We start from the raw sequence: 14,722 nt of genomic DNA, 5'->3' as shown, positions 1-14,722 counted from the left end.
GCGCAGGAACTCGGTGTCGCCGGTGGCCAGTGCGTGGTGGTAGGCGGGGCGGTTGACGAAGTCGTAGGACAGGTCGGCGCCGGCCTCGGCGGTGATGCGGATGTCGTCGATGGTGAGGTTGAGCTCCTGGAAGGTGAACCCCCCGACCTTGCGCACCATCCCCGCGATCATCTGGTTCGCCGCGTCGGACAGCGGGTGGCCCTCCGACCAGGCGGGCATCCCCTCGGCGCTCTTCTCGACGCCGAGGAACCCGTTGGCGTCGAGCCGCAGCGCGCCCGTGCCGAGGTCGCCCAGGGAGTGCAGCGCGTCGCCGATGACCATGCGCATCCCGGCGAAGCTCGGGTCCAGCCAGTTGATCGAGGGCTGGCCCTCCTTGAAGTAGTGCAGGTAGACCCAGCGCCGCTCCACGCCGTCGACCCCGACGACGGGGCGCGTGGCGCTCCAGTTGGTCTCCTTGACGCCCTCGGCGTAGAAGATGACGCGCTGCAGGCGGCCGATGATGTAGCCGGCCTTCTCCAGCTTCTCCTCGGTGACGGCGTCGATGTTGGCCGAGTCGCGACCCGGCGGGACCGCCGGCAGGTCGGCCCAGTCCTCGGGCGCGATCTCCACCATGTGGTAGATGCCGGGGTAGTCGCCGTGCTTCATCTCGGCGAGGCGGAAGTCCGCGCCCTTGCCGGTGTGGCCGGGGACCACGTCGTCGATGACGGTGCCGCCGAACAGGCTGGCGGTCTCGCACATGGCGCGGAACTCGTCCTCGGTGCCGAACGCGGGGTCGATCTCGGTGGAGATGCGGTCGAAGTGCCCGTCGACGCTCGGGGTCAGGTTCCAGCCGTCGATGCCGCCGGCGCGCTTGACCGGCCCGGTGTGGACGGCGTCGATGCCGATGGCGGAGAACGCCTCCCACTGCTTCTCCTTGCCCAGGGTGGCCAGGAACGACTCGCCGGGCGGCGTGATCAGCGAGATCGGGTACGCGGTGAACCACACCGACGCGATGTCGACGGCCTGGCGCGGGCCGGGGTTCGCGAACGGGTTCTGCCACATCGATCCCTGCCCGGAGAACTGCCGGGAGATCTCGTTGGCGTCGCTGAGCATCGACTGGCTCAGCAGCCAGGCGACGTAGGCCGGGTTCAGCCCGTCGACGCGGTGCACCGGCCTGCGCACCACCGACTCCTTGACGCGGGCACGGTGGCGCAGGCTGCGGGGCCGCGCCGGGTAGAACTGCTCGGCGTAGGTGATCTCGCCGGGCTCACGTACCGGCTCGTCGCCTGGCTGGTCGCTCACTCCGCTCCCTCGCTGCGTTCGCTCGGCCGTGCCCGCCGGTGCCGTGTCGGTGGGTTCGCTCGCGGGTCCCCGCACCGTCGTCGTCGACGATCTCACGCCGGGCGCGGTCCCGCCGGAGTCGGGGATGGAAGGGCCGACGGAGGAGGTCCGGGGCGGGTGGGCGTCGGGGATGGAAGGGCCGACGGAGGAGGCCCGGGGCGGGTAGACGGAGCCGGCCGGGCGCACCGTGTCGATAATCCGGGGGTGACGTCGATCGCGCACCGCCCCACCGCCCGCTCGGCGCGCAGGCCGGGGCCCGCGGAGACCGGTGCCGGCCTGGCGGCCAGCCCGTTCCGGGTGGACCGCGACCGGATCGCCGCGTCGCCGTTCTTCGCCCGACTCGCCGGGGTCACGCAGGTGGTGAGCCCGGCCGGCACCGGCCTGCTGGTGCACAACCGGCTCACCCACAGCCTGCAGGTGGCGCAGGTCGGACGGGCGATCGCCGAACGGCTGCCGGGGCCCGAGGCCGACCCCGACGTCGTCGAGGCCGCCGCGCTCGCCCACGACCTCGGGCACCCGCCGTTCGGGCACCTCGGCGAGCGGGTGCTCGACCGGCTGGCCCGCGAGCGCCTGGGCCTGCCCGACGGGTTCGAGGGCAACGCGCAGAGCTTCCGGATCGTCACGACCATCGACCTGCACGGGCCAGGCGGCGCCGGTCTCGATCTCACCGCCGCGGTCCGGGCCGCGGTGCTCAAGTACCCGTGGACGCGCCACGGGTACCCCGACCCGCACCCCAGCGCGGCCGCGCTCCCGCCCCGCGGTGGCGGCCCGCTGCCCGGGGCGCCGGACGCGGGCTCGGCCAAGTTCTCCTGCTACGCCACCGAGCTCGACGACCTGCTCGCCGCCCGCGCCGCGTTCCCGGCCACCGGGAGCTGGCAGCAGACGGTCGAGGCCGCCGTGATGGACACCGCCGACGACATCGCCTACGCCATCCACGACCTGGAGGACTTCCACCGCGTCGGGGTGCTGCAGCAGGCGGGGGTGGCCGCGGAGCTGACCGGGTGGCGGCGCCACCCCGACACCGCGGGTCCCGGGGTCCACCTGGAGGTACTGCGGCGCCGCCTGCGCGACCGCGACGCCTGGGCCTACGACGACGACGCGTTCGCCGCCGCCGTCGACCGCGTGCGGGCGGAGCTGGTGGACGGCCTGCTCGGGGCCGCGTTCGACGGCTCGATGGCCGCCGAGCGCGCGGTGGCCGAGTTCTCGGCCCGCTGGACGGCGCGCCTGGTGGCGGGCGTGCACCTCACCCCGGACCCGCCCGTGCGCTCGGGTCCGGTCGCGCTGGGCACTCCGCAGTGGCACGAGGTGGCGGTGCTGAAGTTCGTGCACCAGCGTTTCGTGCTCGGCCGCGCCGACCTGGCCTCCTACCAGCGCGGGCAGGCCACCGTACCGGGCGCAGCGGCCGGTTGTGGACCGACGCCGCGGTGCTGTGACCGCGGCCCGTGCTCGCGCCGGACCGATGGCGGAGCGTCGGCTCGGTGCGTGCCCGGTGCGAGGAGGACCCTACGTCGCCGCGGGCTCGCGGACCGACACCCCGATTCCGCCGGGGGTGTCGGCGCCGAAGCGGGCGATCTCGGCGTCGATGTCGAGCGGGGCCATCCGGCCCGCGGTCCCCGGCTCGACGAGGCGGGCCGGCACCAGCCAGCTCACCTCGAACTCGATGCCGTCGGGGTCGCGGGCGTAGAGGGCCTTGGTCGTGCCGTGGTCGGTGGCCCCGACCAGCGCGCCGGACCCGGCCAGCACGCCGCGGACGCGCCGCAGCTCGGCCAGCGTGTCGACCTCCCACGCCAGGTGGTAGAGCCCGACGGTGCCGTGGCCTGCCGTGGAGTCGCCCGCGGCGGCGTCGACGGCGAACAGCCCCAGGTCGTGGTCGTTGGTCGAGCCCTCGGCCTGCAGGAACGCGGCCCGTCCGGGGACGTCCATCACGACGCGGAACCCGAGCGTCCCGGAGTAGAACGCCACGCTGCGGTCGACGTCGCGGACGTAGAGGACGGCGTGGTTGAGACGCTGGATCGGCATGGCCCCAGGCTACGCGCGATATAGATGAGTGTTCAACTGTCTCGGGCGTCAGGCGGACCCGAGCGTCCCGGTGGCGAGGATGCCGCCGTCGACCCGCACCGTCTCGCCGGTCATCCAGCCCGCCCGGTCCGACACCAGGAAACCGACGACCGAGGCGATGTCCTCGGGCTCGCCGAGGCGCTTCATCGGGTACGGCTCGGCGGTCTTCTCCTCGCCCGAGGAGTACAGCGCGGTGGCGAACTTCGTCTTGACGACGGCCGGCGCCACGGCGTTGACGCGGATCTTCGGCCCGAGCTGCCAGGCCAGCTCCTCGGTGAGCCGGATCAGGGCGGCCTTCGACGCGCCGTAGGCCGGGATGACACCGGAGCTGCGCAGGCCGGCGACGGAGGCGATGTTGACGATCGAGCCGCCGTGCTCGCCCATCCACGCCCGGTACACCAGCTGCACGTAGGCGAGCGCGGCGACGACGTTGGTGTCGAAGGTCTTGCGGACGGCGTCGAGGTCGGCGTCCATGAGGAACCCGTAGGTGGGGTTGATGCCGGTGTTGTTGACCAGGATGTCCAGGCTCCCGAACCGCTCGACGGTCCGGGTCACCGACTCCTCGCGCGACTCCGCCGAGCCGGCGTTGGCCGCCAGCGCCAGCACCCGGGAGGCGTCGGCACCCGCCGCCAGCTTCTCGCCCGCCGCCGCGAGCTCGTCGGGCTTGCGGGCGGTGATCGTCACCGAGGCCCCGCGGGAGAGCAGTTCGGCGGCGATCGCGTAGCCGATGCCGCGGCTGGCGCCGGTGACCAGGGCGGTGCGGCCGGTGAGATCAGTCATGGCAGGGACCCTACTTCGCGGATGTCGGCGCGGCGGCCGGTACTCTGGGGTCGTGATCCGGATCGGGTAGGCGGCCGTCTCGGCCTGTGTCATGCCCGACGGACCACCCCTGGAGCTCTTCTCGTGATCACCGCCACCGACCTGGAACTGCGCGCCGGATCCCGGATCCTGCTGTCCGGGGCCACGCTGCGCGTCCAGCCCGGCGACCGCATCGGCCTCGTCGGGCGCAACGGGGCCGGCAAGACCACGTCGATGCGGGTGCTCGCCGGTGAGGGCGAACCCTACGGCGGCGCCGTGCACGCCAACAGCCCCGTCGGCTACCTGCCGCAGGACCCCCGCGAGGGCGACCTGCGCGTCACCGCCAAGGACCGGGTGCTCTCGGCGAAGGGCCTCGACCTGATGCTGCGGCAGATGGAGAAGGCGCAGAACGCGATGGCCGAGCTCGTCGACGGCGCCGACAACGAGAAGGCCGTGCGCGAGTACGGGCGCATCGAGGAGCGGTTCTCCGCGCTCGGCGGGTACGCCGCCGAGAGCGAGGCCGCGCGGATCTGCGCGCACCTGGGCCTGCCCGACCGCATCCTCACCCAGCAGATCGCCACCCTCTCCGGCGGGCAGCGCCGCCGCGTCGAGCTCGCGCGCATCCTGTTCTCGGCCACCGACGGCGGCGCGTCGAGCAACACCACGTTGCTGCTCGACGAGCCCACCAACCACCTCGACGCCGACTCGATCACCTGGTTGCGCTCGTTCCTGCAGAACCACGACGGCGGCCTGGTGGTGATCAGCCACGACACCGACCTGCTCGCCGACGTCGTCAACAAGGTGTGGTTCCTCGACGCCACGCGCGGCGAGGTCGACGCCTACAACATGGACTGGCGCCGCTACCAGGAGGCGCGCGCCACCGACGAGAAGCGCCGCCGCCGCGAGCGGGCCAACGCCGAGAAGAAGGCGTCGGTGCTGCACACGCAGGCGCTGAAGATGGGCGCCAAGGCGACCAAGGCCGTCGCCGCGAAGAACATGGCGCGCCGGGCCGACCAGCTGCTCGCCGGCCTGGAGCCCGAGCAGCAGCAGGACCGGGTCGCCAAGATCCGCTTCCCGGACCCCGCGCCGTGCGGGCGGACCCCGCTGACCGCGGAGGGGCTGTCCAAGGCGTTCGGGTCGCTGGAGGTGTTCACCGGCGTCGACCTGGCCGTCGACCGCGGCGCGAAGGTCGTCGTGCTCGGGCTCAACGGCGCGGGCAAGACCACGCTGCTGCGCCTGCTGGCCGGCACCGAGGAGGCCGACGCCGGGACGGTGTCGCCGGGGTACGGGCTGCGGGTGGGCTACTTCGCGCAGGAGCACGAGACGCTCGATCCCGATGCCAGCGTGTGGGCCAACATCCGGCACGCCTCGCCGGACACCGGCGAGCAGCAGCTGCGCACCGTGCTGGGTACGTTCATGTTCTCCGGGGAGCAGCTGGAGCAGCCCGCGGGCACGCTGTCCGGCGGTGAGAAGACCCGGCTCGCGCTGGCCGGCCTGGTGTCCAGCGCCGCCAACGTGCTGCTGCTCGACGAGCCGACCAACAACCTGGACCCGGCCAGTCGCGCGCAGGTCCTCGACGCGCTGCGCCGCTTCACCGGGGCCGTCGTGCTGGTGTCGCACGACCCGGGAGCGGTGGAGGCCCTGCACCCGGACAAGGTCATCGTGCTGCCCGACGGCACCGAGGACCTCTGGTCGGAGGACTACCTCGAGCTGGTGCAGTTGGCCTGATCGGGGTAGCTCCGGGGGGTTCCCGCCACCCGAACGGCCCGCGGCGGCGGTGTGACGCGCGTCTCCCCGTTCCTTGATCGTCCTTCGGGTGACGTGCGGGTGGCGACGGGGTGACATCCCGGGGCCGGATGAGCGCGGATGATCACCCGTGTGCGTGATCCGTTCGGACGAACCGCTCACCGATCACCGAGTGGATCTCCTGGTCCGGTGCCCCGTGCTGGACGATCATTGCCGCACCGGGGGGCCGGACGAGATCCTCCCGCGGTGGGTCCGCGGGTGGGAGACGAGGAGGCGTAACGGCATGGCGGACCTGAAGAAGGGTGCCCGTATCACCGGTGCCCAGCGCGACAAGCTCGCCGGCGACCTGAAGAAGAAGTACGAGAAGGGGGCGAGCATCCGCGCGCTCGCCGAGTCGACGGGCCGCTCGTACGGCTTCGTGCACCGCGTCCTCTCCGAGACCGGGGTCACGCTGCGCGGGCGCGGCGGGGCCACGCGCACCAAGAAGAAGTAGGGCCCGACCCCGGCGAGCCGGGGTCGGACGGGCCGACGGAGACGGCCCGGGGTGCGTCGGGACTAGCCTGCGGGCATGACCCTCGCGGAACCTGACCTGCTGCAGCGCGGCGGTCTCGCGCTCGACGTCGACGGCGACCGGGCCACGATCACGCTCTCGCGGCCCGACTCGCTGAACTCGCAGACGCCCGACACCTGGGCGGCGCTGACGGCGATCGGGGAGTCGCTGCCCGCCGAGGTGCGGGTGGTCGTCGTCCGCGGGGAGGGTCGCTCCTTCTCGGCGGGCCTGGACCGCAGCCTGTTCACCCCGCAGCCCGGCAACCCCGGGATCGCCGGCCTGGGCCGGCTGCCCGAGGCCGACGCCGACGCGACCATCGCCGGATACCAGGCCGGCTTCTCCTGGTTGCGCGATCCCGCCCGGGTCACCGTCGCCGCCGTGCAGGGCCACGCCATCGGTGGCGGCTTCCAGCTCGCGCTGGCCTGTGACATCCGCGTCGTCGCCGACGACGTGCAGTTCTGCATGGCCGAGACGACGCTGGGCATCGTGCCCGACCTGGGCGGCACCTACCCGCTCGTGCGCGCGGTCGGCTACGCCCGGGCCGTGGAGATCTGCCTGTCCGGGCGCCGGGTCGGGGCCGCCGAGGCGGTCGCCTGCGGCCTGGCCCTGCGCGCCGTCCCCGTCGCTGAGCTGGACGCGGCCGTCGACGAGCTCGTGACGGGTCTGGTCGCGGCGCCGCCGAAGGCGGCCGCGGAGACCCTCGCCCTGCTGGCCGGCGTGGCCGACGGCCTGGACCCCGCGTCGGCCCTGGCCGCGGAGCGGCAGGCCCAGATCCGCCGCCTGCGCTCCCTGGCGGCCGGCACCGGCTGATCCGCTCGTCGCACATCCTCCGGACGCTCGCACGGGCTGCACCCTGTGCGGCGGGCCGCGCGCTGTGCGAGGAGCGGGGCGCCGTGCGGGTCACGTATCACTGAGGTGTAGGGAGGTGGCGCCTGTGGAGCGGCCGATGGGGATGATGCGCCGGTTGGAGGCGGGCGTGGACGCGCCGCGGTCGGTCGCGCCGGGCACGGTGTCGCGGATCTGGCGGTTCGCGGCGGCCTACCGCGGCTGGTTGCTGGCGTTCCTGCTGCTCACGGTCGTGATGGCGACGATCGGCGTGGCCACGCCGGTGCTGGCGGGGCAGGTCGTCAACGCCATCGTCGCGGGCGGGGACGCCTCGGCGGCCGCGGCCACCGTGGTCGGGCTGGCGGGGGGAATCGCGGCGCTGGCGATCCTGGAGGCGGTCACCGGGCTGGTCTCGCGCTGGTTCTCCTCCCGCATCGGGGAGGGCCTGATCGTCGACCTGCGCAAGGCCGTGTTCACCCACGTGCAGCGGATGCCCGTGGCGTTCTTCACCCGCACCCGCACCGGCGCGCTGGTCAGCCGGCTCAACAACGACGTCATCGGTGCGCAGTCGGCGATCACCACGACGCTGGCCACCGTGCTGTCCAACTCCATCCAGCTGATCCTCGCGCTGGCCGTGATGATCACCCTGGCCTGGCAGGTGACGCTGCTGGCGCTGCTGCTGCTGCCGGTGTTCGTGCTCCCGGCACGCCGGATGGGCCGCACCATCGCGGCCCTGCGGCGCGAGTCGGCCGACCTGAACGCGGGCATGGGCACGCAGATGACCGAGCGGTTCTCCGCGCCCGGTGCCACGCTCGTGAAGCTGTTCGGCCGGCCCGAGGAGGAGGCCGTCGAGTTCGGTGAGCGCGCCGAGCGGGTCCGCGACATCGGGGTGCGGACCGCGATGGTGTCGCGGGTGTTCGTCACCGCCCTGTCGCTGGTGTCCGCGCTGGCCCAGGCGCTCGTCTACGGCCTGGGTGGCTATCTCGCCGTGACGGGGGCGATCGAGCCGGGCACGGTCGTCACCCTCGCCCTGCTGCTGACCCGCCTCTACACGCCGATGACGGCGCTGGCCAACGCCCGCGTCGACGTGATGACCGCGCTGGTGTCCTTCGAGCGCGTCTTCGAGGTCCTGGACCTGCATCCGATGATCACCGAGCGGGCGGACCCTACTCCGCTGCCCGCCGGGCCGGTCACCGTCGCGCTGCGGGACGTGCGGTTCGGGTACCCGGGGGCGGAGCGGGTCTCGCTCGCGTCGCTGGAGGACGTGGCGGTGCTCGACGCGCGGCCGAGCGAGGAGGTGCTGCACGGCGTCGACCTGGAGGTGGGCGGCGGGCAGCTGCTCGCGCTGGTCGGGTCGTCGGGTGCGGGCAAGTCGACGATCGCGTCGCTGATCCCGAGGCTCTACGACGTGGACTCCGGCCGCGTCGAGCTCTCCGGCGTCGACGTCCGCGACCTGAGTTTCGCCGACCTGCGCGGCACCGTCGGCGTCGTCACCCAGGACGGGCACCTGTTCCACGACACGATCGGCGCGAACCTGCGCTACGTGGCACCGGACGCCACCGACGACGAGATCGTCGACGCCCTGCGCCGGGCCCGGCTCGGCGAGCTCCTCGACGGCCTGCCCGACGGCCTGGGCACCGTGGTGGGGGAGCGCGGGTACCGGCTCTCCGGCGGCGAGCGCCAGCGGCTGACGATCGCGCGGCTGCTGCTCGCGAGGCCGCAGGTGGTGATCCTCGACGAGGCGACCGCGCACCTGGACTCCGAGTCCGAGGCCGCGGTGCAGGCGGCGCTGGTGGAGGCCCTGTCCGGGCGCACGGCGATCGTCATCGCCCACCGGCTCTCCACGGTCCGGGCCGCGGACGAGATCGCGGTCGTCGAGCGCGGGCGCATCGTCGAGCGCGGCACGCACGACGAGCTGCTGGCCGCGGGTGGCCGGTACGCCGAGCTCTACCGCACGCAGTTCGCGCAGGGCCCGGCCGGTGGGGCGGACGCCGTCGGGGCGGAGGCGGGCGCGGTGATGTGCGGCGTCGACGGCTGCACGGCGGGCGACCACCCGCGGGTCCCGCAGGCGAGCACGCCGTGAGGCCGGTCCGGGCCCGCAGCGAGCTGCCGCGTCGGGCCCGACCACCGATCGGGACGGGGAGGGATCGCGGGTGGCCCGCCCGCGGTCAGGGAGTGCGGACGGCGGTCTCCACGAGGTCGAGGACGCCGCACAGGTCGTCGGCGGGCAGGCCCATCGCCAGGTGCGACACCAGCCCCTCCAGCACCAGCTCCAGGTACTGGGCGAGCACGGCGACCGGCACGTCGTCGCGCACCGCGCCCGCGGCCGCCTGGCGGGTGAGCCGCTCGCGGGTGGCGACGGTGAGCGCGGCGGAGTGGGCGCGCCAGCGGAGCCGGAACTCCGGGTCGGTGCGCAGCCGCCGCGACACCTCCAGCCGCGTGCCCAGCCAGCTCAGGTCCGCGCCGTCGGCCACCTGCCCCGCGGCCAGCAGGTCCCGCATCACCTGCACGAGCCCCTGGGCGGCGACGACGTCGGCCATCCGCTCGGCGTCCTGCTCGGCCAGCGCCAGGAACAGGGCGTCCTTGTCGCGGAAGTAGTGGAAGATGGCGCCGCGGGACAGACCGGTGCTCTGCTCCAGGCGGCGCACCGTGGCGCCCTCGTAGCCGTGGCGGGCGAAGCAGGCGCGGGCCCCGTCGAGGATCTGCTGGCGCCGGGCCGCGAGCTGGTCGGTGCTGACGCGGGGCATGCGCCGAGCCTAGACCCGAGACGTACGTACGGCTTGAGAGACGTCACGATCTCGTTCGTCGACGACCCCTGCAATCCGCCCGAAGCGCGGGTAGCGTTTCCTCGCGTGGCTCCCGACGTGCAGGTCGCGCTGAACGCCGAGCCGGAGGCCCAGCCGGACCCCGGGCCCTCGGTCCTGCGGGACTGCGCCGATGCCGAGGCCTACGTCGCCTCGGTCTGCTTCAAGCACGGCCCACCGCGGCTCGTCGGCGTCGAGCTCGAATGGCTGCTGCACCGTCCAGCGGCCCCCGACGCCGCCGTCGACCTGGCCACGCTCGTCGCGGCCCTGGGGCCCCACGCCCCCACCACGCTCGATCCCGCCTCACCCGCGCGGCCGTTGCCCGCCGGCTCCACCGTCACCGTCGAACCCGGCGGCCAGGTCGAGCTCGCCAGCCCGCCGCTGCCGGATCTGGACCACCTGCTCTCCGCCGTCCGCGCCGACACCGCCGTGCTCCACGGCCGCCTCGCCGCCCGCGGCCTGCTGCCGCTCCCGCGCTCCGCCGATCCACACCGCCCCCCGCACCGGCTGCTCCAGGTGCAGCGCTACCGGGCGATGGAGCAGGCGTTCGACCGCGTCGGCCCGCACGGCCGCAGCGCGATGTGCTCCACCGCGGCCGTGCAGGTCTGTCTCGACGCGGGACAGGGAGCCGACGTCGCCCGTCGGTGGGCCGCCCTGCACGCGCTGGGGCCGGTGTTGCTGGCCGCGTTCGCCAACTCGCCCACGATGCACGGGCGGCGCACCGGCTGGAAGTCCTCGCGCTGGGCCACGTGGCTGGCCTGCGACCCGCCGCGCACCGCGCCGCCGCAGGCCGCCGACGCCGACCCGGACGTCGACCCGGCGCAGGGATGGGCGCGGCGGGTGCTGAACAGCAACCTGCTGTGCGTGCGCGGCGAGGACTCCTGGCAGGTGCCCCTGGGCGTGACCTTCGCCGACTGGGTGCGCGGCGCGTTCGCCACCCCGCCCACCACGGCCGACCTGGACTACCACGTCTCCACGCTGTTCCCGCCGGTGCGCCCGCACGGACACCTCGAGGTCCGCTACGTCGACGGGCAGCCCGGCGACGACTGGACGCTGCCCACCGCGGTGCTCGTCGCGCTGCTCGCCGAGCCGCGGACCGTGGACCGGGCGCTGGAGCTGTGCGAGCCCGCGCGGGGCCGCTGGGTGTCCGGTGCCCGGCACGGCCTGGCCGACCGGGTGCTCGCCCGCGCCGCGGCCGGCGTCTTCACCCTCGCCTGCGAGCGGCTCGGGGCCGGCCCGGTCCGGGACCGCCTCGCCGACCTCACCGAACACCGCGTGCGGCGCGGGCTGTGCCCCGCCGACCTGCCCGAACCCGACCCGGAGACCCCGGAAGGACGACCTGCATGACGGTCACCCACGACCACCCCCAGGACGGCGCCACCGACCCGGAGGCGCTGCGCACCCGTATCGCGGACCTGCTGGGCGCATCGCGCGCCCGCAGCACCGCGCTCACCGAGGCCGTCGACGAGGCCGACCTCGTGGCGCAGCACTCCCCGCTGATGTCCCCCCTGGTGTGGGACCTCGCGCACATCGGCAGCCAGGAGGAGCTCTGGCTGGTCCGCGACATCGGCGGTCGCGAGCCGCTGCGTCCCGAGATCGACGGCCTGTACGACGCGTTCCAGCACACCCGGGCGAGCCGCGTGGAGCTGCCGCTGCTGACCCCGCCCGAGACCCGCTCGTACGTGGCCCAGGTGCGCGACAAGGCCCTCGACGCCCTGGGGCGGAGCCCGCTGCGCGGGCGCAGGCTGGAGCACGCCGGCTTCGCGTTCGGCATGATCGTGCAGCACGAGCAGCAGCACGCCGAGACCATGCTCGCCACCCACCAGCTCCGCGCCGGCGCGCCCGTCCTGCACGCCGAGCCGCCCCCGGCGGGGTCGCCGCTGCCGGCCTCCGAGGTCCTCGTGCCCGCGGGCCCGTTCACGATGGGCACCTCCGCCGAGCCGTGGGCGCTGGACAACGAGCGCCCCGCCCACGTCGTCGACGTGCCGGCGTTCTGGATCGACACCGCGCCCGTGACCTGCGGGGCGTACGCCGAGTTCGTCGACGCGGGCGGCTACGACGACCCGCGATGGTGGAGCGCCGCGGGGTGGGCGCACCGCGTGGACGCCGGGCTGGTCGCCCCCCAGTTCTGGGAGCGCGACGGCTCCGGGCAGTGGTACCGGCGGCGCTTCGGCGTCGTCGCGCCGCTCGTCGCCGACGAGCCGGTGGTGCACGTCTGCTTCCACGAGGCGCAGGCCTACGCCCGCTGGGCCGGCAAACGCCTGCCCACCGAGGCCGAGTGGGAGAAGGCAGCCCGCCACGACCCGGACGCGGGCCGCTCCCGCCGCTACCCCTGGGGCGACGAGGACCCGACGGCCGAGCACGCCAACCTGGGTCAGCGCCACCTGCAGCCCGCGCCGGTCGGGGCGTACCCGCGCGGGGCGTCGCCGCTGGGGGTGCACCAGCTCGTCGGCGACGTCTGGGAGTGGCTGTCCTCGGGCTTCCACGCCTACCCGGGCTACGAGACCTTCCCGTACCCGGAGTACTCCGAGGTGTTCTTCGGCGGCGACTACCGGATGCTGCGCGGGGGCTCGTTCGGCACCGATCCGGCCGCGGTGCGCGGCACGTTCCGCAACTGGGACCACCCGATCCGGCGCCAGATCTTCGCCGGCTTCCGCTGTGCCCGCGACGCCGGGGCCCGCGATGCCGGGGCCCGCGACGCCGGGGCCCGTGACGCCGGTTCCGACGGGGTGGCGTAGCGCGGGTGTGCCGTCATCTGGCCTACGTCGGGCCGCCGGTGGTGCTCGCCGCGCCGGTGCTCGACGCGCCGCACTCGCTGCTGCACCAGGCCTACGCGCCCGCCGACATGCGGGGCGGGGGCACGGTCAACGCCGACGGCTTCGGAGCCGGCTGGTACCCGACCGCGGGCGGGGACGCCCTGCGCTACCGCGCCGCCACGCCGATCTGGTCGGATCCGTCCTTCGCCGCCCTGGCGCGCGCGACCACCACCACGGGGCTGCTCGGCGCGGTGCGCTCGGCCACCACCGGGATGCCGGTGACGACGGCGGCCAGCGCGCCCTTCGTCGACGGGCGGTGGCTGTTCAGCCACAACGGCCGGGTCGCCGGGTGGCCCGACACGGTGGCCGGGCTGGCCGCCGGGCTCCCGGTGACCGACCTGCTCACCCTCGACGCCCCCACCGACGCCGCCCTGCTGTGGGCGCTGGTGCGCAGGCGCCTGCGCGCGGGCGAGGACCCGGCGGCGGCGCTGGGGGCGGTCGTCACCGCGGTGGCCGCGGCGGCCCCGGGTTCGCGGCTGAACCTGCTGCTGACCGACGGCACCGCGATCTGGGCGACCGCGTGGGACCACGCGCTGTCACTGCGCGTCGACGACGGCCGCGCGCTCGTCGCCTCCGAACCGCTCGACCACGACCCCCACTGGACCGAGGTGCCCGACCGGCACCTGGTGGAGGCCCGCCCGGGCCACCGCTGTGTTCGCCCCCTGGCTGGCCCCAGCTTCTGACGACAACGGGAGTCCGATGAACGCCGTGCTCGACATCCATCTCACCGACGGCGATGCCGACCGCGCCCTGCGCGCCGACGCGCGGGAGGGCCTCACGAGCCGTCCCAAGCAGCTGCCGCCGAAGTGGTTCTACGACGCGCGGGGGAGCGCGCTGTTCGAGAAGATCACCGAGCTGCCCGAGTACTACCCGACGCGCACCGAGGCGGCGCTGCTGGAGCGCAGCGTCGACGAGATCGCGGTGGCGTCGGGCGCCGACACCCTCGTCGAGCTGGGATCGGGGTCGTCGTCGAAGACCCGGCTGCTGCTCGACGCGTTCGGTCGCACCGGGACGTTGCGCCGGTACGTGCCGCAGGACGTCAGCGAGTCGGCGTTGCGGCTGGCGATGGACGCGCTCGCGATCGAGTACCCGGACCTGGAGCTGCACGGCGTGGTCGGTGACTTCACCACGCACCTGGACCGGCTCCCGCGCGGCGACCGCCGGATGGTCGCGTTCCTCGGCGGCACCATCGGCAACCTCACCCGCGACGAGCGCTACGCCTTCCTCGCCCAGCTCCGGGCGGTGCTGGCGCCGGGGGAGCAGCTGCTTCTGGGCACCGGCCTGGTGATCGACGACGAGGTGATGGTGCGGGCCTACGACGACGCCGCCGGGGTCACCGCCGAGTTCAACCGCAACGTGCTGCACGTGCTCAACCGCGAGCTGCGCGCCGACTTCGACGTCGACTCCTTCGCCCACCGGGCGCTGTGGGACGCCGGGAACAGCTGGATCGAGATGCGGCTGGTGGCCCAGCGGGCGATGTCGGTGCACCTGGCCGAGCTGGACCTCACCGTCGGGTTCGCCGAGGGCGAGGAGATGCGCACCGAGATCTCCACGAAGTTCCGGCCCGACGGCGTGCAGGAGGCGCTGGAGGCCACCGGCTACCGGGTGGCGCACACCTGGACCGACGCCGAGGACCGCTTCGCCCTCACCCTCGCCACCGCCGGGTAGCGCCGGCCGATCCGGCGCCCGGCGGTGGCGGGGTCGTGGTGGTGCGGAGCGGCCCGGCTCCCGCCCGCGTGCCGGATCCGGCCGTCCGCGCGCCGGCCGCCGTTCGCGCGCGGTGAGTGTTTCGCGTGCGGCGGGGC

12 protein-coding genes and 1 pseudogene are annotated in these 14,722 nt (G+C 74.4%); 9 read left to right on the top strand and 4 right to left on the bottom strand.

The genetic code is table 11. From position 1 onward, the window contains the following. A partial coding sequence (locus Q1K26_RS24990) for an alpha-amylase family glycosyl hydrolase (RefSeq protein ID WP_300017938.1) occupies window positions 1-1,281 on the bottom strand: 1,281 nt, incomplete at its 3' end. Between the two features lie 315 nt (window positions 1,282-1,596). On the opposite strand from Q1K26_RS24990, the pseudogene dgt reads away from it, so the two are divergent. Beyond that, window positions 1,597-2,709, top strand: a pseudogene (gene dgt / locus Q1K26_RS24985) (dGTP triphosphohydrolase); the annotation flags it as partial. 114 nt (window positions 2,710-2,823) lie between these two features. On the opposite strand, the gene Q1K26_RS24980 reads toward dgt, so the two are convergent. Together Q1K26_RS24980 and Q1K26_RS24975 are read right to left on the bottom strand one after the other, a co-directional pair. After that, window positions 2,824-3,339: a VOC family protein gene (locus Q1K26_RS24980; RefSeq protein WP_300017953.1), complete on the bottom strand. Its 516-nt coding sequence runs from the start codon at window positions 3,337-3,339 to the stop codon at window positions 2,824-2,826. 48 nt (window positions 3,340-3,387) lie between these two features. Then, window positions 3,388-4,158: an SDR family oxidoreductase gene (locus tag Q1K26_RS24975; RefSeq protein ID WP_300017935.1), complete on the bottom strand. Its 771-nt coding sequence runs from the start codon at window positions 4,156-4,158 to the stop codon at window positions 3,388-3,390. Between the two features lie 123 nt (window positions 4,159-4,281). Between Q1K26_RS24975 and Q1K26_RS24970 the strand changes: the two genes are divergently transcribed. The 4 genes from Q1K26_RS24970 (at window position 4,282) to Q1K26_RS24955 (ending at window position 9,380) form a co-directional block, all read left to right on the top strand. Next, window positions 4,282-5,904, top strand: a complete 1,623-nt coding sequence (locus Q1K26_RS24970; protein ID WP_300017932.1) for an ABC-F family ATP-binding cassette domain-containing protein — start codon at window positions 4,282-4,284, stop codon at window positions 5,902-5,904. A 301-nt stretch (window positions 5,905-6,205) separates the two neighbouring features. Next, on the top strand, window positions 6,206-6,415 hold the full coding sequence (locus tag Q1K26_RS24965) for a helix-turn-helix domain-containing protein (RefSeq protein ID WP_300017929.1): 210 nt from the start codon (window positions 6,206-6,208) through the stop codon (window positions 6,413-6,415). A gap of 75 nt (window positions 6,416-6,490) precedes the next feature. Further along, window positions 6,491-7,282: an enoyl-CoA hydratase/isomerase family protein gene (locus tag Q1K26_RS24960; RefSeq protein WP_300017926.1), complete on the top strand. Its 792-nt coding sequence runs from the start codon at window positions 6,491-6,493 to the stop codon at window positions 7,280-7,282. A 145-nt stretch (window positions 7,283-7,427) separates the two neighbouring features. Then, on the top strand, window positions 7,428-9,380 hold the full coding sequence (locus tag Q1K26_RS24955; protein ID WP_300017950.1) for an ABC transporter ATP-binding protein: 1,953 nt from the start codon (window positions 7,428-7,430) through the stop codon (window positions 9,378-9,380). A gap of 85 nt (window positions 9,381-9,465) precedes the next feature. Here the strand turns inward: Q1K26_RS24955 and Q1K26_RS24950 are convergent, their stop codons facing one another. Beyond that, entirely contained in the window at window positions 9,466-10,044 is a 579-nt protein-coding gene (locus tag Q1K26_RS24950; RefSeq protein WP_300017923.1) for a TetR/AcrR family transcriptional regulator, read from the bottom strand. 105 nt (window positions 10,045-10,149) lie between these two features. Between Q1K26_RS24950 and egtA the strand changes: the two genes are divergently transcribed. The 4 genes from egtA to egtD are packed head-to-tail and all read left to right on the top strand — an operon-like array spanning window position 10,150 to window position 14,585. Continuing rightward, on the top strand, window positions 10,150-11,448 hold the full coding sequence (gene egtA / locus Q1K26_RS24945) for an ergothioneine biosynthesis glutamate--cysteine ligase EgtA (protein ID WP_300017920.1): 1,299 nt from the start codon (window positions 10,150-10,152) through the stop codon (window positions 11,446-11,448). Then, complete coding sequence (egtB, locus tag Q1K26_RS24940) at window positions 11,445-12,839, top strand: ergothioneine biosynthesis protein EgtB (protein ID WP_300017917.1); 1,395 nt, start codon at window positions 11,445-11,447, stop codon at window positions 12,837-12,839. Before egtA ends, egtB begins: the two co-directional genes overlap by 4 nt. A 5-nt stretch (window positions 12,840-12,844) precedes the next feature. Next, the gene (egtC, locus tag Q1K26_RS24935) at window positions 12,845-13,600 is read left to right on the top strand and encodes an ergothioneine biosynthesis protein EgtC (protein ID WP_300017914.1); all 756 of its coding nucleotides are present in this window, start codon (window positions 12,845-12,847) and stop codon (window positions 13,598-13,600) included. A gap of 16 nt (window positions 13,601-13,616) precedes the next feature. Then, window positions 13,617-14,585 (top strand): L-histidine N(alpha)-methyltransferase, encoded by a 969-nt coding sequence (egtD, locus tag Q1K26_RS24930; protein ID WP_300017911.1) that lies wholly within the window; start codon window positions 13,617-13,619, stop codon window positions 14,583-14,585. Window positions 14,586-14,722: the final 137 nt, after the last annotated feature.

Origin of the sequence: Pseudonocardia sp. (assembly GCF_029263155.1) — a bacterium.
GTDB lineage: Bacteria > Actinomycetota > Actinomycetes > Mycobacteriales > Pseudonocardiaceae > Pseudonocardia.
This window is presented reverse-complemented; position numbering and strand designations above follow the sequence as displayed.

What these genes read in the sequence shown, in the direction of transcription:
- Q1K26_RS24980 (WP_300017953.1), bottom strand. Translation starts at nt 3,339, where the DNA reads ATGCCGATCCAGCGTCTCAACCACGCCGTCCTCTACGTCCGCGACGTC.
- Q1K26_RS24975 (WP_300017935.1), bottom strand. Translation starts at nt 4,158, where the DNA reads ATGACTGATCTCACCGGCCGCACCGCCCTGGTCACCGGCGCCAGCCGC.
- Q1K26_RS24965 (WP_300017929.1), top strand. Translation starts at nt 6,206, where the DNA reads ATGGCGGACCTGAAGAAGGGTGCCCGTATCACCGGTGCCCAGCGCGAC.
- Q1K26_RS24960 (WP_300017926.1), top strand. Translation starts at nt 6,491, where the DNA reads ATGACCCTCGCGGAACCTGACCTGCTGCAGCGCGGCGGTCTCGCGCTC.
- Q1K26_RS24955 (WP_300017950.1), top strand. Translation starts at nt 7,428, where the DNA reads ATGCGCCGGTTGGAGGCGGGCGTGGACGCGCCGCGGTCGGTCGCGCCG.
- Q1K26_RS24950 (WP_300017923.1), bottom strand. Translation starts at nt 10,044, where the DNA reads ATGCCCCGCGTCAGCACCGACCAGCTCGCGGCCCGGCGCCAGCAGATC.
- egtB (WP_300017917.1), top strand. Translation starts at nt 11,445, where the DNA reads ATGACGGTCACCCACGACCACCCCCAGGACGGCGCCACCGACCCGGAG.
- egtD (WP_300017911.1), top strand. Translation starts at nt 13,617, where the DNA reads ATGAACGCCGTGCTCGACATCCATCTCACCGACGGCGATGCCGACCGC.